The 21,192-nt window shown below is 70.5% G+C and carries 21 protein-coding genes; 13 read left to right on the forward strand and 8 right to left on the reverse strand.

Annotated features, from left to right (window positions below):
• The 4 genes from RWP81_RS03635 to RWP81_RS03650 all read left to right on the forward strand — a co-directional run.
• Positions 1-378: hypothetical protein (locus tag RWP81_RS03635; RefSeq protein WP_314452349.1), on the forward strand; the 378-nt coding region annotated here is incomplete at its 5' end.
• Between the two features lie 5 nt (positions 379-383).
• Entirely contained in the window at positions 384-1,262 is an 879-nt protein-coding gene (locus RWP81_RS03640; protein WP_314452351.1) for an FAD:protein FMN transferase, read from the forward strand.
• Positions 1,259-2,812, forward strand: coding sequence for an FAD-dependent oxidoreductase (locus RWP81_RS03645; RefSeq protein WP_314452353.1), 1,554 nt, complete (start codon positions 1,259-1,261; stop codon positions 2,810-2,812). Before RWP81_RS03640 ends, RWP81_RS03645 begins: the two co-directional genes overlap by 4 nt.
• A 44-nt stretch (positions 2,813-2,856) precedes the next feature.
• Complete coding sequence (locus RWP81_RS03650; protein ID WP_314452355.1) at positions 2,857-3,456, forward strand: hypothetical protein; 600 nt, start codon at positions 2,857-2,859, stop codon at positions 3,454-3,456.
• 73 nt (positions 3,457-3,529) lie between these two features.
• On the opposite strand, the gene RWP81_RS03655 is transcribed toward RWP81_RS03650, so the two are convergent.
• From RWP81_RS03655 to RWP81_RS03685, 7 genes are all read right to left on the reverse strand, one after another.
• Entirely contained in the window at positions 3,530-3,907 is a 378-nt protein-coding gene (locus RWP81_RS03655; RefSeq protein ID WP_314452357.1) for a VOC family protein, read from the reverse strand.
• Positions 3,908-4,901: 994 nt separating this feature from the next.
• Positions 4,902-6,401, reverse strand: coding sequence for an ATP-binding protein (locus RWP81_RS03660; RefSeq protein ID WP_314452359.1), 1,500 nt, complete (start codon positions 6,399-6,401; stop codon positions 4,902-4,904).
• A gap of 53 nt (positions 6,402-6,454) precedes the next feature.
• On the reverse strand, positions 6,455-7,189 hold the full coding sequence (locus RWP81_RS03665; RefSeq protein WP_183420194.1) for a response regulator transcription factor: 735 nt from the start codon (positions 7,187-7,189) through the stop codon (positions 6,455-6,457).
• 4 nt (positions 7,190-7,193) lie between these two features.
• Positions 7,194-7,619, reverse strand: a complete 426-nt coding sequence (locus tag RWP81_RS03670; RefSeq protein ID WP_314452362.1) for a VanZ family protein — start codon at positions 7,617-7,619, stop codon at positions 7,194-7,196.
• Positions 7,620-7,669: 50 nt separating this feature from the next.
• Positions 7,670-9,265 carry an NADP-dependent phosphogluconate dehydrogenase gene (gndA, locus tag RWP81_RS03675; RefSeq protein ID WP_314452364.1) on the reverse strand — a complete coding sequence of 532 codons (1,596 nt, stop codon included), beginning with the start codon at positions 9,263-9,265 and terminating at the stop codon, positions 7,670-7,672.
• An 88-nt stretch (positions 9,266-9,353) separates the two neighbouring features.
• Entirely contained in the window at positions 9,354-9,866 is a 513-nt protein-coding gene (locus RWP81_RS03680) for a gluconokinase (protein WP_314452366.1), read from the reverse strand.
• A 49-nt stretch (positions 9,867-9,915) separates the two neighbouring features.
• Positions 9,916-10,611: a FadR/GntR family transcriptional regulator gene (locus RWP81_RS03685; protein WP_243222353.1), complete on the reverse strand. Its 696-nt coding sequence runs from the start codon at positions 10,609-10,611 to the stop codon at positions 9,916-9,918.
• A gap of 143 nt (positions 10,612-10,754) precedes the next feature.
• Here RWP81_RS03685 and RWP81_RS03690 point away from each other — a divergent pair, with 143 nt between their 5' ends.
• From RWP81_RS03690 to RWP81_RS03700, 3 genes are read left to right on the forward strand one after another with little or no spacing between them, the layout of a single operon-like run.
• Positions 10,755-12,143, forward strand: a complete 1,389-nt coding sequence (locus RWP81_RS03690; protein WP_314452368.1) for a GntP family permease — start codon at positions 10,755-10,757, stop codon at positions 12,141-12,143.
• On the forward strand, positions 12,140-12,919 hold the full coding sequence (locus RWP81_RS03695; RefSeq protein ID WP_314452370.1) for an SDR family oxidoreductase: 780 nt from the start codon (positions 12,140-12,142) through the stop codon (positions 12,917-12,919). Before RWP81_RS03690 ends, RWP81_RS03695 begins: the two co-directional genes overlap by 4 nt.
• A 17-nt stretch (positions 12,920-12,936) precedes the next feature.
• Complete coding sequence (locus RWP81_RS03700; protein ID WP_314452372.1) at positions 12,937-13,938, forward strand: zinc-binding dehydrogenase; 1,002 nt, start codon at positions 12,937-12,939, stop codon at positions 13,936-13,938.
• Positions 13,939-14,044: 106 nt separating this feature from the next.
• On the opposite strand, the gene RWP81_RS03705 is transcribed toward RWP81_RS03700, so the two are convergent.
• On the reverse strand, positions 14,045-14,953 hold the full coding sequence (locus RWP81_RS03705) for an NAD(P)-dependent oxidoreductase (protein ID WP_314452374.1): 909 nt from the start codon (positions 14,951-14,953) through the stop codon (positions 14,045-14,047).
• A 112-nt stretch (positions 14,954-15,065) separates the two neighbouring features.
• Between RWP81_RS03705 and RWP81_RS03710 the strand changes: the two genes are divergently transcribed.
• The 6 genes from RWP81_RS03710 to RWP81_RS03735 all read left to right on the forward strand — a co-directional run.
• A complete protein-coding gene (locus tag RWP81_RS03710) occupies positions 15,066-16,121 on the forward strand; it encodes a D-2-hydroxyacid dehydrogenase (RefSeq protein ID WP_314452376.1) in 1,056 nt (351 codons plus the stop codon).
• 40 nt (positions 16,122-16,161) lie between these two features.
• A complete protein-coding gene (locus RWP81_RS03715) occupies positions 16,162-16,956 on the forward strand; it encodes an IclR family transcriptional regulator (protein ID WP_314452378.1) in 795 nt (264 codons plus the stop codon).
• A 295-nt stretch (positions 16,957-17,251) separates the two neighbouring features.
• Positions 17,252-18,667 carry an MFS transporter gene (locus RWP81_RS03720; protein WP_314452380.1) on the forward strand — a complete coding sequence of 472 codons (1,416 nt, stop codon included), beginning with the start codon at positions 17,252-17,254 and terminating at the stop codon, positions 18,665-18,667.
• On the forward strand, positions 18,664-19,431 hold the full coding sequence (locus RWP81_RS03725) for an SDR family oxidoreductase (RefSeq protein ID WP_314452382.1): 768 nt from the start codon (positions 18,664-18,666) through the stop codon (positions 19,429-19,431). Before RWP81_RS03720 ends, RWP81_RS03725 begins: the two co-directional genes overlap by 4 nt.
• Positions 19,431-20,168, forward strand: coding sequence for a fumarylacetoacetate hydrolase family protein (locus RWP81_RS03730; RefSeq protein ID WP_314452384.1), 738 nt, complete (start codon positions 19,431-19,433; stop codon positions 20,166-20,168). The genes RWP81_RS03725 and RWP81_RS03730 overlap by 1 nt, the downstream gene beginning before the upstream one ends.
• 9 nt (positions 20,169-20,177) lie before the next feature.
• Positions 20,178-21,192, forward strand: a 1,015-nt coding sequence (locus tag RWP81_RS03735) for an alcohol dehydrogenase catalytic domain-containing protein (protein ID WP_314452386.1), incomplete at its 3' end; no start/stop codon positions are given.

Consider the following 21,192-nt stretch of genomic DNA (forward strand, 5'->3'; position numbering starts at 1 on the left):
ACCGCCGCCCCCGCGGCCACCTCGGCGCCCACGACCGCGCCCAGCGAGAGTGCCGCCACGGGCAGTGCCACGACGTCGGGCACCTACGCCGACGGCACCTACGAGGCGACCGGTCAGTACGCCACCCCCGAGAGCGTCGAGACCGTCGACGTCACCCTCACCCTGGCCGGCGACACCATCACCGAGGTGAACGTGACGGGCGACCCGCAGGCGGCGGAGTCCCGGCGCTACCAGAGCGAGTTCATCGGCGGTATCGCCGCGGAGGTCGTCGGCAAGAAGCTCGACGAGATCTCGGTGAGCAAGGTGGCCGGTTCGTCGCTGACCAGCGGCGGCTTCAACAACGCCGTCGAGACCATCAAGACCGAGGCCCAGGCCTGACCATCATGATCCCTCCGACCGCGACGGGCTCGACCTGGGTCTTCGACGCGATCGGCACGACGTGGGCGATCGACACGGCCGACCCGCTGTCGTCGATCGCCCGCGACGAGGTCGCCGCCCTCGTCGAGCGCTTCGACCGAGAGTGGTCGCGTTTCCGCGACGACTCCACGGTGTCGACGCTCGCGCAGGGCCGGGCGGCATCCGTCCCCGCACCGTCCGACGCGGATGCCATGCTCTCGCTCTACGACGAACTGGACGCCGCAACCGCCGGAGCGGTGAACCCGTTGGTCGGCGAAGCGCTGGCCCGCCTGGGCTACGACGCGCGCCTGACCCTCGTTCCCTCGGCCGAAACCGAGCCGGCGCCGACCTGGCGCGATGCCGTATCGTGGCGCGACGGTCGACTGAGCGTGTCCACGACGTCGATCATCGATGTGGGCGCGCTGGGCAAGGGCCGTCTCGTCGACCTCGTGCTCGACGTGGTGCGCGCGCACGTCGACGGCGATGTCGTCGTCGACGCGTCGGGCGACCTCGCCGCGCGCGGCGCTCCGGTGCGCGTCGCGCTCGAGCACCCGTACGACCCCACCCTTGCCATCGGCGTGGCCACGGTGACCGACGGCGCGCTGTGCGCCTCGGCCGTCAACCGCCGCGCGTGGGGCGACGGACTGCATCACGTGCTCGATGCCCGCACCGGTGCGCCCGTGCGGGCATTCGCCGCCACCTGGGCGCTGGCCGAGACGGCAATGCGGGCCGACGCGCTCGCCACGGCACTGTTCTTCGACGGCGGCCCCGAGCTCGCGGCATCCTGGAACGCGCACTGGGTGCGCATGCGCACCGACGGCCGCGTGGAGTGGTCGCCCGGATTCACTGGAGAGGTCTTCTCATGAGCGCCACGCTCACCGCGGGCTCGACCCGCATGCTCGGCCTGATCGGCCGGGTCTCGATGTATCGCCTCGTGCTGTCGTCGCTCGGGCTGCTCGCGCTGATCGCCCTCGTGCTGTCCGTCGCCGGCCTCGTCGTTCCCGCCCCGCTCGAGCTCGTCGTCAGCGCGGTGGTGCTCGCTCTCGCGTGCGCCGCCACCGACCTCGTCGCCCAGAGCGTGCTCCGGATGCCGCGACGGCTGGAGTCATCGCTGATCACGGCCCTGATCCTGCTGTTCGTGCTGCGCCCGGCGATCGAGCCGCTGGGGCTCGCCGGTCTCGCCCTCGCGGGAGTCGTGGCATCCGCGTCGAAGTACCTGCTCGTCTGGCGCGGGCGCCATATCTTCAACCCTGCCGCGACCGGTGCGAGCGTGCTGACCATCGTGAGCATCTGGGCTCCCGACCTGGGCTCCTCGGCCTGGTGGGTGGGCTCGCCCTGGCTCGCCGCCCCCGTGCTCGTGCTCGGCGTCCTGCTCCTGCTGCGCACAGACAAGCTGCCGATCGTGGTGGTGTTCTGGGCCGTGGCCATGGTCGTGGCGTTCGCGCGCACGACGGTGCAGTTCCAGGCCGCGGGTTTCCCCGTCGACGTACCCGCCGTGCTGATGCAGGTGGCGTTCTCGTCGCCCTTCCTCTTCCTCGGCGCCTTCATGCTGTCCGAGCCCCTCACCCTGCCCCCGCGTCGCACACAGCAGTACCTCGTCGCGATCGTCGTCGGCGTTCTGGCGGGCTGGCCGGTGCCCGTGGGCGACATCACGCTCGGTCAGGAGCGCGCACTGCTGATCGGCAACCTGCTCGCGTTCCTGCTGTGCCTACGGGCGGCCGTGCGCCTGCGGGTCGACCGGCGTCGTGAGCTGACGCCCACCGTGCGCGAATTGACGTTCCACGCTGCCCGGCCGTTCCCGTTCTCCCCGGGGCAGTACCTCGAGCTCGACGTGCCGCATCGGCGCCCCGATGCCCGCGGCACCCGTCGGGAGTTCTCGATCGCGTCGGCGCCGGAAGACCTTCCCGAGGTGCGGATCGCGTTCAAGGACGGATCGCAATCGTCGTACAAGAAGGCCTTGGCCGCCGTCGAGTCGGGGTCGACGCTCGCCGTCACCGGTGTGTGGGGCGATTTCGTGCTGCCGTCGCGCCCGACGGCGCCCGTGCTGCTGGTGGCCGCCGGTATCGGGGTGACACCCTTCGTCTCGCAACTGCGTCACCTCGTCGCCACCGGCCAGGACCGTGACGTCGTGTTGGTCTACGTGGTGTCGGATGCGGCGGAGCTCGCGTTCCGCGACGACATCGCCGCCAGCGGCATCCCCGTCGTCGTGTATTCCCGCGACGAGCCGCGCGACCTGCCCGCCGGCTGGACGTGGGCGGGACCCGATCGTGTGGATGCCGAGGGGCTGGTGCGCGCGGTGCCCGACATCGCGCAGCGCGCGGCGTACGTCTCGGGGCCGCCGCGATTGATCGCGGCCCTCGCACCTGCCCTGGGGAAGGCGAAGTCGCTCACGACCGACGCGTTCGCGGGGTACTGAAGCCGCCGGTGGCGGCGGGGGGCGCCGGACGGAAGAGTGGGGGAATGGACTTCTTCCCCGCTGATCCTCCGTCCGACGACGAGCTCGTGTTCGCCCCGGAGCCCGAGCGCACCCCCTGGCTCGAGCCACCGGGCGACGAGCTCCCCGCGTCCTTCGCGGTGTCGGAAGTCATCGGCCGGGGCGACGATGTCGTCGTCGCGCTCGCGAGCGCACGCGTGTTCTCGGACGGAGTCGAACTGCTGATCGAACGGCACCTGCGCCGGGGCTCTCGGGATCATCGGCAGTGGCGGGCTGCGCAGACGGAGTTCTCCGGTCACGGCGGAGGAGGTGCCAGCGGTGAGGACCGTCTGCGATGGGGGATGGCGCTGGACGACGGGGAGCGGATCTTCGAGGACCGAAGCTTCGGCGCTCCGGTGACGGATCCGAGCAACGGACACACCCTGCGTGTCATCCGCGGTGGGGGAGGCGGTGGGAGTTTGAAGTACTTGATGCGCGAGAGCCTGTGGCTCTGGCCGCTCCCGCCCGAGGGCCCCCTCGAGCTCGTTCTGCAGTGGCCCGCGTTCGGTATCGGGGAGTCGCGGGTCATCGTCGACGGCGGGCAGCTGCGAGCGCTGGCCGCGTCGGTGAGGCCGCTCTGGGGCTGAGCCTTCGTCGGCGAAACCGCTCAGGGAGCGTTCGACGAACGGGAGGGCTGGGCCGGTTCGCCACCGCCCAGGATCAGCGTGCCTGCAGCCCGCGCAGCGACTGCAGTTCCCACGTGTTGCCGTCGGGATCGCTGAACGACGCGAAGGCGACGCCGCCCAGGTCACGGACTTCCCCGACGTCGACGCCCCGCGACCGGAGCGCCTCGCGCACCGCCGCGATGTCGTCGACGACGAGATGGATGCCGTGGACGGGACCGGCATCCGGTCGGGTCATGCCCGTGCCGAAGGCGATCGAGCACGCGGACCCCGGCGGAGTGAGCTGGACGACGCGCATGCCGTTCCCCGGCTCGACGTCATGGTCGAGGCGGAATCCCACGGCATGGAGGTAGAACGCCTTGCTGCGGTCGACGTCGGAGACGGGGAGGGGGATGAGCTCGAGCCTCATGTCCATGCGGGGTCCTGTTCGTGACCGGATGCGCCCGTCATGACGAGAGGGAGCTCCAGAGCTGCCACGCCGCATAACCGTTCATGATGATTCCGATGAGGGTGACGACCGCACCCGCAACACCGAGTCGGACCGCCCCCTGAAGGCCCCCCGCGCGTTCGCCGGAACCTCTCGTCACCGACCGCTTCGGTGTCCCCATAGCGGCTTCGTACACGGGACCGCGATACCTCATGATCAACAGTCCGCCGACGAGGACCACCATCCCGAGGATCAGGACGGGCAGGGGGGGAGCGGGTGTTCTCTGCGCAGACGTCGACCGCACGGCCGCGCCCGACCCCGCCGAATCTCCCCGTGCGACATCGGGGGAGGGCGATGCGGTCGCGGTTCCAGGGGTGGGTGAGGCGGTGGCGGTGACGGGGGTGGGCGATACGGGGGTGACCTCCGTGCGTTGCCTCTCCGGCTCGACCGCCGGAGGGGCGGGGGCAGTGCCTCGAGGCGCCTCACCGCCGGTCCCGCGATACGTCGTCGTCGCGTCTCCCGAGCGGAAGAGTTCGACGCTGGTGCCGTCGGGCCGGGTCGACTCGAGGGATGCGCCCACGGGGGCCGGGGGAGCCACGGTCGGCACCGCAGTCGGCACGGGCTCCGTCGGAGCGGGGTCGAAGGTCCCCTCCGGCACCGATGGTTCGATGGAAGGTATGGGGCCCGCGGGCAACGCCGGCTGGTCGACGACCTCGACGGTCGGTTCCGGCGAAGGGATCACGTCAGCGTGGGCCGGAAATCCGGTCGAGATGACCAAGGCGAAGACCGCGACGGCGAGAGCACCGCAATTGCGTGCACGAACCAGCACACATACCTCCGAATGCTTCATCTCGACGTCCGCGAGAAGGGCCCGGGTTCCCAGGCAACGCACAGCTTATCGACAAGAGCATTCCCGGAGGGTGAGAAACCACGGACGCAGAGCGCCGTCGGGACTTCCGGGTCGTTGCGCGGGAGATCCGCCTCACGCCGGATCCGCGGGCTTGGCGGGGAGCCGCACCTCGAACGTCGTGTCGCCGGGGGTGCTGCGGACCGAGATGGTGCCCTGGTGCGCGTCGACGATGGCGCGGGCGATGGAGAGTCCGAGCCCCGTGCCGCCGGTCTTGCGGTCGCGCGAGCGATCCGCCCGCGCGAAGCGTTCGAAGAGCTGCGAGGCGACAGAGGGGTCGATGCCGGGACCGTTGTCGTGCACACGCAGGACCGCGTGGTCGCCCTCGTGCGCGACCGAGACGGCGATCTCACTGCCCGACGGGGTGTGCGTCCGGGCGTTGGCGAGCAGGTTGGCGACGACCTGGTGCAGGCGCGAGGCGTCGCCGGCGAGCTCCACGGGCCGGTCGGGCACGTCGAGCGTCCACGCGTGGTCGGGGCCGGCAGGACGGGCGTCGCCCACGGCCTCCACCGCGAGGCGGGTCAGGTCGACCGAGCCGTACACCAGCTCCTGGCCCTCGTCGAGGCGGGCCAGCAGCAGGAGGTCCTCGACCAAGCGGGTCATGCGCACCGACTGCGCCTGGATGCGCTCGAGCGACTGTTCCGTGGTCTCCACCGCCAGAGCGACGCGCTGCCGGCTCTCGTCGTCCTGCGCCTGCCGCATGGCCCGCAGCGACAGTTCGCTGAACCCGCGGATGGATGCCAGGGGCGTGCGCAGTTCGTGACTGGCATCCGCCACGAACCGGCGCATCAGCTCTTCGTTGCGCTGTCGCGCGCCGAGCGAGGCGTCGACGCGGTCGAGGAGGGTGTTCAGCGCCATGCCCACCTGGCCGATCTCGGTGTGCGGGTCGACCTGGTCGGCGGGCACGCGCTCGGTGATCGACACGTCGCCCTCTTCCATCCGCATGGAAGCGACACGTGTCGCGGTGTCGGCGACGGCGCGCAGGGGGCGCAGACCGAGGCGGATGACGATGGCGATGATGACCGCGAGCAGGAGCAGCCCGCCCGCGGTCACCAGGGCGACGGTTGTGAGGATCGCCCCGATCGTGCCCGTGACGCTCGAGAGGGGAAGTCCGACGAGGAACGCCCCACCACCGGGAGTGGGGTAGATGCGCACGAGGTACTCGCCGAGGTTGGCGAGGTCGACCGTCTGGGCGTAGGGGTCGCTCGACTGCAGGGTGTCGCTGGACTGCAGGCTGTCTGCGATCTGACTGAGGTCGTCGGCGCTCAGCTCACGGGGACCTTCGTCGTCGACCACGGCCCCCGTGAGACGGGTCCCGGAGATCGTGACGAGCAGGGTGCCGTCGGGGGACCGTGCGGACTCCAGCACGCTCTCGGCGCTCGACGAGAAGGCCGTACGCGACTGCACCGACGAGGCCGCCTCGTCGACCTGCGCACCGAGGTTGACGTACAGCACCTGGCTGAGGATGGCGCTGGTGGAGATGCCGATCATCACGAGGATGAACGCCACCATGCCGATCACCGCGGTCATCAGCCGCGCCTGCAGCGTCCACGGGTGGCGGAGCCGCGTGATCACGCTTTCGCGCGGGGGCCCTTCGGGCAGCGGGGGAGCGGGCCGGGGCGGGAGGCTCACTGAGGAGCTTTGATCATGTAGCCGACGCCGCGCACGGTGTGGATGAGCGGCTCGTGCCCCGCATCGATCTTCTTCCGCAGGTACGAGATGTACAGCTCGACGACGCTGGAGCGACCGCCGAAGTCGTAGTTCCAGACGCGATCGAGGATCTGCGCCTTGGACACCACGCGCCGCTGGTTGCGCATGAGGAAGCGCAGCAGCTCGAACTCGGTCGCCGTCAGCTCGATCTCCTTGCCGCCGCGGACCACTTCGTGGCTGTCCTCGTTCAGCGACAGGTCTCCCACCCGCAGGATGGGTTCGGAGTCGCGGGTGAGCGCCGTCCCCGCGCGGCGCATGAGGCCGCGGAGCCGCGCGACGACTTCTTCGAGGCTGAACGGCTTGGTGACGTAGTCGTCGCCACCGGCGGTGAGGCCCGCGACGCGGTCGGCCACGGCGTCCTTCGCGGTGAGGAAGAGCACGGGAACGTCGTTGCCGGAGTGGCGCAAGCGCTGCAGCACGGCCATGCCGTCGAGGTCGGGCATCATGATGTCGAGCACCATGGCATCCGGTTCGAAGTCGCGAGCCGACTGCAGGGCGTCGAAGCCGGATCCCGCGGTCTTGACCTCCCAGCCCTCCATGCGCAGCGCCATCGACAGCAGGTCGGTGAGCATCTGCTCGTCGTCGACGACGAGCACGCGCAGCGCGCTCCCGTCGGGGCGGGTGAAGGCGGGGGCGGCGGCGGTCGCGGTCATGCACTCATTGTGAGGGGGAATCTATGACCTTTCTATGGCGCGGGCTATGGGCTTCCTGTGAGCGCATGAGCCAACGGCTGAACACCACCGCCGCGCCCACCCCGAGGGCCGCGCCGAGCGTGTTCGCGACGAGGTCGCGCACGTCGGTGACGCGGCCGGGGAGCATGAGCAGCTGCCACGTCTCGATCCCCGCGCTCACCAACAGCCCGCCGAGGATGCCGTGCCACCAGCGCCCGCGCCACGCGACGACGAGGAGCCCCAGTGGCAGGAACATCGCGACGTTGGCGGTGAACTCCACTCCGTCGTAGGTGACCCATTGCATCCCGGGAACCGACTGCAGCACCCGGACCAGGCGCCGGGTCGCGCTCTCGACCTGCGGGTCGACGATCGTCGGGCGCAGCGTCATCCACCACACGCCCGCGGCGTACAACGCCGAAGCGGCAACGAGCAGTGCCCGTCGCCGCTTCGTGACCAGCCGGGTCAGTGGGTGTCCTCGGCCTCGATCTCGGTGCGGTCGCCCGACCAGAGGGTGTGGAAGGTGCCCTCTTTGTCGATGCGACGGTAGGTGTGGGCGCCGAAGAAGTCGCGCTGCCCCTGGATGAGCGCGGCCGGCAGACGCTCGGCGCGCAGGCCGTCGTAGTACGCCAGCGACGAGCTGAACGCGGGGGCGGGGATGCCGGAGGCCGCGGCCAGCCCGACGATGCCGCGCCACGACGACTGCGCGCGACCGAGGGCCTCGACGAAGTACGGAGCGGTCAACAGCACCGGCAGCGTGGGGTCGGCGTCGTACGCCTCGGCGATGCGGTTGAGGAACTGCGCGCGGATGATGCATCCGCCGCGGAAGATCTTCGACACCGCGCCCAGGTCGATCTTCCAGTCGTACTGGGCGGCGCCGGCACGGATCTCGTCGAAGCCCTGGCTGTAGGCGACGATCTTCGAGGCGTACAGCGCCAGGCGCACCTGCTCGATGAAGGCGTCGGCTTCTTCACCCGAGAGCAGCTCGGTGACGGAGGCCCCGGGGAGCTCGCGCGACACCTCGCGCTGCTCGGGGTGGCTCGACAGCGAACGGGCGAAGGTGGCCTCGGCGATGCCCGAGACGGGGACGCCCAGGTCGAGCGCGGTCTGAACGGTCCACGCGCCGGTGCCCTTCGCGCCGGCCTGGTCGAGGATCACATCGACAAGGGGGCTGCCGGTTTCGGCATCCACCTGACGCAGCACTTCGGCGGTGATCTCGATCAGGTACGACTCCAGCTCGCCGCGGTTCCACTCGGCGAACACGTCGGCGATCTCGGCGGGGGTCTTACCCGTCGCCTGACGGATCAGGTCGTAGGCCTCGGCGATGAGCTGCATGTCGGCGTACTCGATGCCGTTGTGCACCATCTTCACGAAGTGTCCGGCGCCGTCGTGGCCGACGTGGGTGACGCACGGCTCGCCCTCGGCGACCGCGGCGATCGACTTCAAGATCGGGCCGAGCGTGGCCCACGCCTCGTCGGAGCCGCCGGGCATGATGGAGGGGCCGAGGAGCGCTCCCTCTTCACCGCCCGAGACGCCCATGCCGACGAAGTTGATGCCCGTGTCGCGCACGGCTTTTTCGCGGCGAATCGTGTCGGTGAACAGGGCGTTGCCGCCGTCGACGATGATGTCGCCGGGTTCGAACACCTTCACCAGCTCGTCGATGACGAAGTCGGTGGGGCGGCCGGCCTTGACCATGATGATCGCGGTGCGCGGCCTCGCCAGCGACGCGGCGAAGTCCTCGTACGAGAAGGAGGCGACGAAGTTGGCCTCGGGGTGCGCCTCGAGCACGTGCTCGGTCTTGTCGGCGCTGCGGTTGAACACGGCGACGGTGTTGCCCTCGCGGCTGGCAAGGTTGCGCGCCAGGTTCGAGCCCATGACGGCGAGGCCCACGACGCCGATGTTGGCGCGGCCATCACCCTCGCCCTCGGGGCGGGAGTCGGCCTCGGCGGTGGGGCGCTCGACGTCTTCGATGTCGGGGGCGCCCTCGTGCACCTGTGCGGCCCGGTGGGGGGCCTGGTCCTGGTCGGTCGAGGGTCCGGTCGGGGAGGGGGTCGACGTCATTCGTTGCTCCGTAAATCGGCTGCGAGAAGGGGTTTCGGGCGCACGTGGGGTTGCCGATGCCACTTTATCGGCTCGGGTCCCCCGTGTTTCAGGCGGGGGAGAGGCGCAGACGGTCGACGACCTCCTGCACCTGCTCCTGCGGGGTGAGGTCGAGGTCGACGCGGATCGCCTGCTCGTCGGCATCCGGCATCTCGAGGGTGTCGAACTGCGAGGTGAGCAGCGACGGGGGCATGTAATGACCCTGACGGCGCAGGAGCCGCTCGAGCACGAGCGCGGGGTCGCCCATCAGCAGCACGAAGGTCACGTCGTCGCGGCGCAGCACATCGCGGTAGCTGCGCTTGAGGGCCGAGCACGTGATGATGCCCGGACGGTCCGCGGCGATCCGGCCGTCGATCCAGGCGGCGACCCGGTCGAGCCAGGGCCAGCGGTCGTCGTCGTTCAGCGCGTGCCCGGATGCCATCTTGGCGACGTTCGCCTCGGGGTGCAGGTCGTCGCCCTCCTGGAAGTCCCAACCGAGGTGGCCGGCGAGCATGCCGGCGACGGTGGACTTGCCGGTGCCGGCGGGTCCCATGAAGACGAGGACGGGTGCGGGGGTGGCCATGGGCTCTCTCTTCGTCGAAGGGCGTGGGGCCTGACGGCCCGAGGGGCGGTCAGATGGTGCGACGTACCTCGGTGAGCACCGCGGCGACGTATTGGCGCGTGTGCTCTTCGGCGGCATCGGCATCGGCGCGGCCGATGGCGGCGGCCGTCTCGATGTGGTTGTCGAGCGCATCGGGGTTCGGAACGCCGGGGGTGAGCCCGTGCATCGCGCGGCCCTCGATCGCGGCGGCGATAGGTGCGCGAGCGGCGGCGAGCATGAGGTTGCCGCTGGAGATGAGGATGAGGTCGTGGAAGGCGATGTCGGCGGCGAGGTACTCCGGGGAGTTGCCCAGACCGGCCGCGCCGAGGCGTGCGAGTTCGTCCGCGAGGCGGAGGATCTCGCCACGCTGCAGGTCGGTGGCGCGGCGGGCGCTGAGGCGTGCCGCCACCGGCTCGATCGCCGCGCGCAGCTCCGTCGTGTTCACGATCAACTGGTCTCGGCGTCGGCCGGCCAGCTGCCACCCGATGAGGCGGGTGTCAAGAGCGCTCCAGTCAGCGGGGGGACGCACCGTGATGCCCACCCGGCGGCGTTGCGCGAGCATGCCCATCGCCTCGAGCACCCGCACCGCCTCGCGCACCACGGTGCGGGACACGGCGTACTCGGATTCGAGGTCGGCGAGGGTCAGGACGCGTCCGGTGGCGAGGTCGCCGTCGACGATGCGCATGCCGATGGCATCCACCACCGAGTCGTGCGACGCTCGCGCCATGACCCCTCCTGAGGTGCATTAGGTACGACCATATCTTGTCAAAAATATGATCATTGTGTGAGAATCCTGCGAACGCCTCTCGGCGACCGCGGACGAGCCGAGTGTGCCCGACGCCACGCACCCCCTGTATCGACGGAGATCTTTTGGACGACTGGACTCAAACACTCGGCACCGCGCCGCTGCTCGCCATCGCGGCGGGCGCCATCGCGCTCATCCTGGTGCTCATCATCTGGCTGAAGGTGCACGCGTTCCTCGCGCTCATCATCGTGTCGCTCGTGACGGCGTTCGTCGCCGGCATCCCCGTGTCGGCGATCGTGTCGACACTCACCGGGGGGTTCGGAGGAACCCTCGGTACCGTCGCCCTCCTCGTCGCCCTCGGCGCGATGCTCGGACGCTTGATCGAGCACTCCGGTGGTGCGCAGTCGCTCGCCGAGACCTTCGTGCGCATCTTCGGCGAGAAGCGTGCGCCCTTCGCCCTCGGCATCGTCTCGTTGATCCTCGGTTTCCCAATGTTCTTCGACGCCGGTCTTGTCATGATGCTGCCGATCATCTTCGCCATCGCGCGGCGCGTTTCGGGCAACAACGTGCTGCTGTTCGGCCTTCCCGCCGCCGCCGCCTTCTCGGTCATGCACGTCTTCCTGCCCCCGCACCCGGGCCCCGTGACGGCGAGCGAGCTGTACGGAGCGAACCTCGGTCTGCTGCTGATCGTCGGCCTGATCATCGCGTTCCCGATCTGGTACGTCTCGGGTTACCTCTGGGGCACCTTCGTCTCGCGTCGCATCGTGCTGCCCGTTCCCCTGCTGTTCGGTGATGTCGACGCCGATCAGCCCAGCAATCCGCCCAAGCCCGGCACCGTCATCGCCGTGCTGCTGCTGCCGATGCTGCTCATCTTCCTCAACACCGGCCTCACCACCCTCGGCTCCGCGGGAGTGGTCGACACCGACAACATCGTCGTGCAGGTCCTCGTCCTGCTCGGCAACTCGCCTGTCGCCCTGCTCATCACCGTTCTCGTGGCCACCGTCGTGTTCGGCTTCCGCCGCGGCGAGAACGGTACCGCCCTCGAGAAGGTCGTCGACTCTGCGCTCGGACCCGTGTGCTCCGTCATCCTGATCACCGGCGCCGGCGGGATGTTCGGTGCGGTGCTGCGCGCCTCGGGTATCGGTGACGCGCTCGCCGACAGCCTCGGCGACCTGGGCCTGCCCGTCATCGTCGCCGCCTACGTCATCGCCGTGATCCTGCGCCTCGCGCAGGGTTCGGCCACCGTCGCCCTCGTCACCGCCGCGGGCCTGGCCGCCCCGGCCGTCATGGCGGGCGGGTTCTCGCCGCTGCAGATCGTGGCGATCACGCTCGCCACCGCCGCGGGATCGGTCTTCGCCGGTCACGTGAACGATTCCGGCTTCTGGCTGGTCGGTCGGCTCATGGGCATGGACGTCAAGACGACGCTCAAGACCTGGACCGTTCAGCAGGCCATCGAGTCGGTGCTGGGCTTCGTCGCCGCTCTCGCCGTATTCGGCGTCGGGTCGATCCTGTGACCGGCTCGAACACCGACCTGTTCGACGTCTCCGATCGTCTGGCGCTGGTCACCGGGTCGTCCCGGGGGCTCGGTCGCGCCCTGGCGCTCGCCCTCGCCCGCGGGGGAGCGCGCCTGATCGTGCACGGTCGGGATGCGGCAGCCGTCGAGCAGACCCGCGCCCAGGCGGAGGAGCTGTCGAACCACCCCGCGCACGGGGTGACCTTCGACGTCACCGACGCCTCCGCCGTCGAGAGCGCGGTGGCGGGGCTTCTCGCCGAGGTGGGCGTCCCCGACATCCTCGTCAACAACGCCGGAGTCCAGCGCCGCGCACCCATCCACGAGTTCGCGGTGAGCGACTGGGACGACATCGTCGCCGCGAATCTGTCGGGAGTCTTCTACGTGTCGCGGTTCGTCACACCCGCGATGGCGGAGCGTGGCTCCGGCAAGGTCGTCAACGTCGCCTCCGTGCAATCGCGCCTGGCGAGACAGACGATCGCGCCCTACTCGGCCACGAAGGGCGGTGTCGCCCAGCTGACCGCCGGTATGGCGGCGGACCTGGCCCGCCACGGCATCCAGGTCAACGCCCTCAGCCCGGGGTACTTCGCCACGGACATGAACCGTGCTCTCGTCGACGACCCCGAGTTCACCCGCTGGCTCACGCAGCGCACCCCCGCCGCACGTTGGGGAGACGTCGACGAGCTCCGCGGGGCCCTGCTCTTCCTCGCCTCCGATGCATCGAGCTTCGTTTCGGGACAGAACATCTTCGTCGACGGCGGGATGACGGCGGTCGTCTGACCGCGGGAGGAATGACGATGAAGTCTCTGTTGATCGAAAAGGCGAACACCGCGGTCATCCGTGAGGTGCCTCTCCCTGAGCCCGGGGAGGGGCAGGTGCGCCTGCGCGTGGAGTACGTCGGAATCTGCGGATCCGACCTGCACTACTTCTTCGAGGGCGCCAACGGTGCCTTCGTCGTACGCGAACCGCTGGTCCCCGGACATGAGCTGTCGGGACGGATCGATCTCGATCCCTCCGGCGCCCTCGCCCCGGGCACCCCGGTGACGGTACATCCCGCGCGGTTCGGGACCCCCCGTGACGGTATCGAGGACGCGCCCCATCTCTGGCCGGGCGGTTCCTACCTCGGCAGCGCCTCCACCTGGCCGCACACGCAGGGCGCGGCGTCGGAATACCTGGTCGTCGACGCCGGTATGGTGCGTCCGCTCCCCGACGATCTGCCCGTGCGCCGTGCCGTCCTCGCCGAGCCGCTCGCGGTGGCGCTGCACGCGCTCGGCAAGGCGGGCGAGGTCGCGGGGCTCGACGTGCTCGTGACCGGCTCGGGGCCGATCGGTCTCATGGCCATCGCGGCGTCGGTGGCGGCGGGGGCTCGCGTGACCGCGACCGATGTGCTCGCGGGACCGCTCGATCGGGCCGCGGCACTCGGCGCGTACGCGACGATCGATGTGTCGCAGGCGGACGTGGATGCGGGCGCCTATGCCGTCGTGCTCGAGTGCTCGGGCGTCCCCGTGTCCATCTCCACGGCACTACGGGCGGTCCGCCCCGGGGGCACCGTCGTGCAGGTCGGGATGCTTCCCGATGATCCTCGTTCGGTGAACCTGGCACCCTTCATCTCGAAGGAGGTGCGCTATTTCGGCGCGTTCCGCTTCCTCGACGAGATCGATCGGGCGGTGGAGCTGCTCGCATCCACCCCCGGCATCGAGAGCGCGCTGACGCACGAGTTCGCGGTGACGGATGCCGAGGAGGCTTTCGCCACGGCGCGCGACTCGCAGCGCTCGGGCAAGGTCGTCTTCGCTCTCTGAGCACAGACGACTCCCCGGTGGTAGCGACCACCGGGGCGCTTCCGGGCGTCACTCGTCGCTGCGCGCTTTCGTGACCCCGCACGTCACGGCGACGCGTCTCCGCTCGCTACTCGTCGCTGCGCGCTGCCGTGAAGCGGCGGGTGACCGCGATGTCGCGCTCCCCGAGGCCGCGTTCGACGATCTCATCGAACGCGTCGCGCAGGGCGGGCAGCAGAGACGGCCGGGTGCCCGTGGCGGCGGCGATGTCGGCCGCGAATCGCAGGTCCTTGACCATGTAGCCGGCGATGCCGCTGGGGGAGTCGTCGCCGGCGACCAGCTTGTCGCGGCGGCTCTCGAGCAGGTTCGACCCGGCGTAGCCGCCGCCGAGCAGCGCCCAGAGGGCGGCGGGATCGACGTCGGAGCGGGCGGCGAGCTCGGTCGCCTCGCCGAGCGCGAGGATCGTCGATGCCACGACCAGCTGATTGCACGCCTTCGCGACCTCGCCCGCACCGAGAGGACCGAGGCGCACGGGCGTCCCGCACGGGGCGAGCAGGGCCGCGGCCAGATCGGTGTCGGCGGGGGAGCCGCCGAGCATGATCGACAATCGCCCGGCTTTCGCGCCGTCCTCGCCGCCCGAGACGGGGCAGTCCACCACGCGGATGCCGGCGGGCAGGCGCTCCGCCAACTCGCGGACGCCGACCGGAGACGACGTCGAGCCGATGAGCAGCAGGAAGTCGCGATCCCCGACGCCGGCCAGCAGGCCGTCGGGTCCGTCGAGATGCTCCTCGAGCTGAGGAAGGTCGGGGAGCATGACCAGCGCGGCGTCGGTGGCCGCGCCGAGTTCGCGGGCTGTCGACGCCCAGTTCGCTCCCGCGTCGATCAGCGTGGGACGTCGGCGCCGGGCGTGCACCGTGAGTGCTCCGCGGGCGCCCAGGAGATGCTGCGCCATCGGTTCGCCCATCGCTCCGAGCCCCCACACGCCCAAGCGGACGTCGGCCGGAGCGGGAGTGCGGTTCTCTTCGTCGAGCGGGGTCATGCGGTGATTCTACCGGGTGGACAACAGGCTGAACAGGGTTCAATATGATGAACGAGGATTCACGTCAGTCCGCGTCGGCCTCGAACCGCTCGCGGCGGAGGGAGAGACGACGATGTCGACCAACGACAGACTACGCGCCGTGGTGGCCGTGCCCCTGAAGGAAGAGCACTGCCGACTCATCGAGCGGCTGGAGCCGCGGCTGGACCTCGTGCGTGACGCGCGGCTGGCTCATCCGATGCGCGGACCCGCCGACTGGTCCGGTGACCCCACCCACGAGCGGTCGGCGGACGAGCAGGACGAGTTCGACGCCATGGTCGACTCCGCTGACGCGCTCTTCGGCATCCCCGATGTCGACCCCGCCGCCCTCGCCCGCACGGTCGCGGCGAATCCGCGCCTGCGGTGGGTGATGACCACGGCCGCCGGCGGGGGTGGCCAGGTGAAGGCCGCCGGCCTCGACCGCGACGCGCTCGAACGTGTCGTCTTCACCACCAGTGCGGGCGTGCACGGCGGACCTCTCGCGGAGTTCGCCGTCTTCGGGGTGATGGCCGGGGCGAAAGATCTGCCCCGTCTCGCCCGGCAGCAGGCTGATCACGCGTGGACCGACCGCTGGGAGATGCGCCAGGTCGACGAGATGACCGTGCTCGTCGTCGGTCTCGGCGGTATCGGCGCCGAGTGCGCCCGCCGTTTCCACGCCCTCGGTGCACAGGTGTGGGGGACCACCCGCTCCGGCGCGCCCGTCGAGGGGGTCGACCGCTTGGTTCCGCTCGATGAGCTCGTCAGCGCCGTCGGAGATGTGGATGCCATCGTGGTCACCCTCCCCGGCACGGATCAGACGCACCATCTGATCGACGAGCGCGTGCTCGCGGCGGTCAAGCCGGGGGTCATCCTCGCCAGCGTCGGTCGTGGAACGGTGATCGACGAGACGGCGTTGCTCGGGGCCCTCGACGACGGGCGGGTGTCGTTCGCCGCACTCGACGTCTTCGAGGTGGAGCCGTTGCCCGAGGAGTCCCTGCTGTGGCGGCATCCGCGCGTGCTCGTGAGCCCGCACACGGCGGCCTTGAGCAGTAAAGAGGAGGAGCGCATCGCCCGCCGTTTCGCCGAGAACGCCACGCGCCTTCTCGACGGTCAACCGATGCGCGCCGTTGTCGATACGGTCGAGTTCTACTGACGCGCCGCTGCGGTGGCGTCCGCACGACGGGGAGGTCTCGGTGAGCGATGACGAAGAGGGCGGCGTCGTCCGTGATCCTGCTCCGGCGGTGGGGCGCGGCATCCGACTCCTCGGGCTTCTCGCCGAAGCGGGGCGCGCGCTGACCCTCACGGAGCTCGCTGCGGGCCTGGGTCTGGCGAAGTCCTCGACGGCCAATCTGTGCCTGTCGCTGGAGGCGGGGCGCATGATCGAGCGCGTCCCGCTGGGGTACCGCCTCGGCATCCGCACCGCGGAGCTCGGCGGCGCCTTCGCCGCGCAGTTCAACCAGGTGCGCGAGTTCTACGCCGTGTGCGAGACCTCGCCGGTCCTCGCCCGCGAACTCGTCCAGGTCGCCGTACTCGACGACACCGACGCCCTCTACCTCGCGCGCTACGAGGGGTCGCGCACGGTGCGACTGGGAACGCCCCTGGGCTCGCGTTTGCCCGCCGCGCTGTCGGCGACGGGCCGTGCGCTGCTGATGACCCGAGGCGACGACGATGTGCGCGAGATGCTGTCGCGCGGGCGTCCGCTTCCCCGACTCACCTCGCACAGCACGATCGACGTCGACGCCGTGCTGGAGAAGATCGCCGCGGCGCGCGAGCGCGGGTGGGCGGTCGACGACGAGGAGTCGTTCCGCGGCATCGTCGGTGTCGCCGTGCCGCTGGAGGGCTGGGCGCCGGGCGATCCGCAGCTGGCGCTGGGCGTCGGCATCCCTGTCGCGGATGCCACCTCCGAGCGCATCGCCCGCGTCGGCGCCGCGCTGCGCACGGCCGCGCGAGCTCTCACGAATCCGTTCAGCGCCTCCCGCCCCTCCTGATCGCGGCATCCCCTCGCGGGGTTCGGGGCGCATTCCGCCGTTCGGGGCGCCTTTTTCGCGCCCCGATCGGCCGATCCCGCCGCGAACGGCCGATCCCGCCCCGAACGGCCGATCCCGCCCCGAACGGCCGATCCCGCCGCGAACGGCCGATCCCGCCGCGAACGGCCGACCGCGGCCCGAACCCGTCCCCGAGACCTCGCGCCCGGAGCCCGGACGAATGCGGTTCAACATATTGAACTGTGTCCACACGGTTGGTACAGTCGGCTCGTCGCAAGACACCAGCCGATCGAAGGAGATGGCCGTGACCACTGCATCCACACCGACGCCGCAGCCGACGGATGACCCCGAATACGCCGCGAACCTCCGCCGCGCCACCCTCGCCTCGAGCATCGGCAGCGCGCTGGAATACTTCGACTTCGCGCTCTACGGTCTCTCGACGGCGCTGATCTTCAACGTCCTGTTCTTCTCGCAGGACGACCCCGCCCTCGCCACGGTGGCAGCTTTCGCGACCTACGGCGTCGGCTTCCTCGCTCGGCCCTTCGGCGGGCTCTTCTTCGGCGTCCTCGGAGACAAGCTGGGCCGCAAGTGGGTGCTCGTCATCACGATCCTGCTGATGGGCGGGGCGTCGACGGCCATCGGCCTGCTGCCCACCTACGAGGCCGTCGGCATCCTCGCGCCGATCCTGCTCGTGCTCATGCGTCTGTTGCAGGGCTTCGGCGCCGGCGCCGAGCAGGCCGGGGCCACCGTCCTCATGGCCGAGTACGCGCCCGTGAAGCGCCGCGGCTTCTTCTCGGCGCTGCCGTTCATCGGCATCCAGGCGGGAACCCTGCTCGCCGCCGTCGTGTTCAGCCTCATCTCGCTGCTGCCCGAAGACCAGCTGCTCAGCTGGGGCTGGCGCGTGCCGTTCCTCGCGTCCTTCGTGCTCATCCTGCTCGCGTTGTTCATCCGCATGCGTCTGCGCGAGACGCCGACGTTCATCGAGCTCGAGAAGAGCGAGCAGATCGCCGAGCATCCCGTGCGCGACATCTTCACCCGGGGTCTGCCGGGCGTCATCGTCGGCATCGGACTGCGCATGGCCGAGAACGGCGGCTCGTACATGTTCAACACCCTCGCGCTCACCTTCTTCGTCGCCACCGTTGGCGGCCAGGCCGACCGCAGCCTGCTGACGTGGGGTGTGACCCTGGGCTCCCTCATCGGCATCTTCTCGGTTCCGCTGACGGGTGCGCTGTCCGACCGCATGGGCCGGCGCACGGTCTACCGCGCGGGCGCGCTGTTCATGCTGGTGTTCACGTTCCCGGCCTGGTGGCTGATGTCGCTCGGCAGCTATCCGATCACCATCGCGGTCGTCGCGATCGGCATCGGTGTCGCCGTGAACTCGATGCTCGGACCCCAGTGCGCCATGCTGCCCGAACTGTTCGGCAACCGTCACCGCTACCTCGGCGTCGCGATGGCGCGCGAGCTGTCGGCCGTGCTCGCCGGTGGCCTCGCGGGCGTGCTCGGCGCCTACATCATCGCCGTCAGCGATGCGAACTGGCTGCTGCTGGCGATCTACATGGCGACCCTGGCGCTGATCACGACCGCCTCGACGTTCCTCGTCCCCGAGACCCTGCGTCGCGACCTCACGCGCACCGACGACGCCATCAAGGTGTCGCGCGAAGAGGCGGGCGAGGGTGTGGATGCCACGACCGTCACCGTCCGGACCATCCGATGAGCGGCGCGTTCGACCTGACCGGCCGGCTCGCCCTCGTCACCGGCTCCAGCCGCGGCATCGGCCGCACCCTCGCCCAGGGGCTCGCCGAGGCGGGCGCGACGGTCATCGTCCACGGGAGGGATGCCGCGACAGCCGGCCGTGCCGCAGACGAGATCACCGCGACGACCGGGGTGACGGCTCACGTCGCCACCTTCGACGTCGGCGACTCGGCGGCCGTCGACGCGGGGATCGACGCGATCGAGCGCGCCCACGGCATCCCGGACATCGTCGTGAACAACGCCGGCGTCCAGCGCCGCGCGCCCATCGCGGACTTCGCCGACGCCGACTGGGACGACCTGGTGCGCACCAACCTCTCCAGCGCCTTCTACGTCTCACGGCGGGTGGCCCGGGGCATGATCGAACGCGGTTCGGGCAAGCTCGTGCAGATCGGCAGTGTGCAGTCGCAGCTCGCCCGCCCCTCGATCGCCGCGTACGGCGCGACGAAGGGTGCCATAGCCATGTTGACGAAGGGGCTGTGCGCCGACCTGGCACCCCATGGCATCCAGGCGAACGCCATCGCGCCGGGCTATTTCGCGACCGAACTCACGCAGGCTCTCGTCGACGATGAGACGTTCTCGGCGTGGGTGCGCACGCGCACTCCGGCGGGACGGTGGGGCGACACCCGCGATCTGGTGGGGACGCTGGTGTTCCTCTCGAGCTCGGCGAGCGACTTCGTCAACGGCCAGACGATCTTCGTCGACGGCGGAATGACGGCGGTGGTCTGATGCGCATCGCTCGCGTGATCACTCCGGCCGGCATCTCGACCGTCCGCGTCGCCGATGACGGGTCGTTCATCCCCGTCGAAGACCCCTACGCCGCGTTCGCGGTCGGAGAAGAGCCCCGGGATGCCGAGGAGCCCGTCGACGGTGAGCTGACGGCGCCGTGCACGCCGACGGTCGTCGTCGGCATCGCGCAGAACGGGCCGGGCCACGCGTCGCCGGTGCAGGCGTGGCTGAAGAGTCCGCGCACCGTCACGGGCCCGGGCGTCGTGGTCCGGCTGCGCCGCGATGCCGGCAAGACCGTGGCCGAGGCGGAGGTGGCCGTCGTGATCGGGCGGGACACGACCGGACTCACGGCCGAGAACGCCCACGAGTACGTCTTCGGCATCACCGCCGTGAACGATCTGTCCAGCCCCGACCGGGCAGTTGTCGACCCTCGCAACTTCGAGTCGAAGTCGGGGGAGGGGTACACCCCGCTCGGGCCGTGGATCGACACCGCCCTCTCGATCGACGCCGACCTGCCCATGGCTCTGCTCGCCGACGGTGCCACCCGCGCCGAGACCTCCGCCGGCCGGCTGCCCATGACGCCCCGCGAGTGCCTCGCCTATGTGGCGGGGTGGACGACCCTCGGCCCCGGCGACGTGGTCATGATGGGCGCCCCGCATTCGCAGGCGCCGGTCCACCCCGGCGAGACGATCGAGGTCATCATCGGCGACCTGCGCCTGTCGACCCCCACGTCCTGAGGAGTGACGATGACCAATCTCGCCGTGGTGGCCCATGCCGCCGACGACCTGCGCCTGGAAGACATCGATGAACCGATCCCGGATGCCGACGAGGCCGTCGTCGCCGTCGCCTACGGCGGTGTCTGCGGTTCCGACCTGCACTACTGGCGTCATGGCGCGGCTGGAGCCTCCATTCTCCGTGAGCCGCTCGTGCTCGGACACGAGGTGGCCGGGACGGTCGTGCGAGCCGCGGCCGACGGCAGCGGGCCGAGCGTGGGAACGGCGGTGGCCGTTCACCCTCTCACCCCTCGGGGTGACGGGGTGACTCCCTGGCCCGACGATCGCCCGCAGCTCGCACCGGCCTCGACCTACCTGGGCTCCGCCATGCACCTGCCGCACACCCAGGGCGGATTCGCCGAGCGGATCGCCCTGCCCACGCGCATGCTGTTCCCCCTCCCCGAGGGTCTCGACCTGCGCACGGCCGTGCTGGCCGAGCCGGCCGCGGTCGCGTGGCACGCGATAGGGCAGGCGGGAAGTGTGACCGGCCTGCGCGTCGCCGTCATCGGGTCAGGTCCGATCGGCCTGCTGGCCGCGGCCGTCGCGCGCCATCACGGCGCGGCCGAGGTGATCGCCACCGACCTGCACGAGCTGCCCCGGTCGCTCGCGGCTGCGCGCGGTGCCCGCACGCTCGACGCGCGCGACGAGGAGTCCATCGCGCGGCTCCACGCCGACGTCGTCATCGAGTCCAGCGGAACGGTGCCCGGTCTGGCATCCGCCATCGCTGCCGCCCGCCGCGGCGGAACGGTCGTTCTGCTCGGGCTGCAGGCGGCGGGGGGAGTGACGGCTCCGCTCGCGACCGCGATTACGCGCGAGCTCATCCTGACCGGGTCGTTCCGCTTCGGCGACGAGTTCGGCGAGGTGGTCCGCGCTCTGGCCGACGGATCACTCGACGTCGGGGGCATCGTGACGCATGTCATGCCAGCCGCAGAGGCCCTCGCGGCCTTCGCGACCGCCGCGGACTCGTCCGTGTCGTCGAAGGTCGTGC

Origin of the sequence: uncultured Microbacterium sp., assembly GCF_963521695.1 — a bacterium.
Classification (GTDB): Bacteria; Actinomycetota; Actinomycetes; order Actinomycetales; family Microbacteriaceae; genus Microbacterium.

What these genes read in the sequence shown, in the direction of transcription:
- RWP81_RS03640 (WP_314452351.1), top strand. Translation starts at nt 384, where the DNA reads ATGATCCCTCCGACCGCGACGGGCTCGACCTGGGTCTTCGACGCGATC.
- RWP81_RS03645 (WP_314452353.1), top strand. Translation starts at nt 1,259, where the DNA reads ATGAGCGCCACGCTCACCGCGGGCTCGACCCGCATGCTCGGCCTGATC.
- RWP81_RS03650 (WP_314452355.1), top strand. Translation starts at nt 2,857, where the DNA reads ATGGACTTCTTCCCCGCTGATCCTCCGTCCGACGACGAGCTCGTGTTC.
- RWP81_RS03655 (WP_314452357.1), bottom strand. Translation starts at nt 3,907, where the DNA reads ATGGACATGAGGCTCGAGCTCATCCCCCTCCCCGTCTCCGACGTCGAC.
- RWP81_RS03665 (WP_183420194.1), bottom strand. Translation starts at nt 7,189, where the DNA reads ATGACCGCGACCGCCGCCGCCCCCGCCTTCACCCGCCCCGACGGGAGC.
- gndA (WP_314452364.1), bottom strand. Translation starts at nt 9,265, where the DNA reads ATGACGTCGACCCCCTCCCCGACCGGACCCTCGACCGACCAGGACCAG.
- RWP81_RS03680 (WP_314452366.1), bottom strand. Translation starts at nt 9,866, where the DNA reads ATGGCCACCCCCGCACCCGTCCTCGTCTTCATGGGACCCGCCGGCACC.
- RWP81_RS03685 (WP_243222353.1), bottom strand. Translation starts at nt 10,611, where the DNA reads ATGGCGCGAGCGTCGCACGACTCGGTGGTGGATGCCATCGGCATGCGC.
- RWP81_RS03700 (WP_314452372.1), top strand. Translation starts at nt 12,937, where the DNA reads ATGAAGTCTCTGTTGATCGAAAAGGCGAACACCGCGGTCATCCGTGAG.
- RWP81_RS03705 (WP_314452374.1), bottom strand. Translation starts at nt 14,953, where the DNA reads ATGACCCCGCTCGACGAAGAGAACCGCACTCCCGCTCCGGCCGACGTC.
- RWP81_RS03710 (WP_314452376.1), top strand. Translation starts at nt 15,066, where the DNA reads ATGTCGACCAACGACAGACTACGCGCCGTGGTGGCCGTGCCCCTGAAG.
- RWP81_RS03720 (WP_314452380.1), top strand. Translation starts at nt 17,252, where the DNA reads ATGGCCGTGACCACTGCATCCACACCGACGCCGCAGCCGACGGATGAC.
- RWP81_RS03725 (WP_314452382.1), top strand. Translation starts at nt 18,664, where the DNA reads ATGAGCGGCGCGTTCGACCTGACCGGCCGGCTCGCCCTCGTCACCGGC.
- RWP81_RS03730 (WP_314452384.1), top strand. Translation starts at nt 19,431, where the DNA reads ATGCGCATCGCTCGCGTGATCACTCCGGCCGGCATCTCGACCGTCCGC.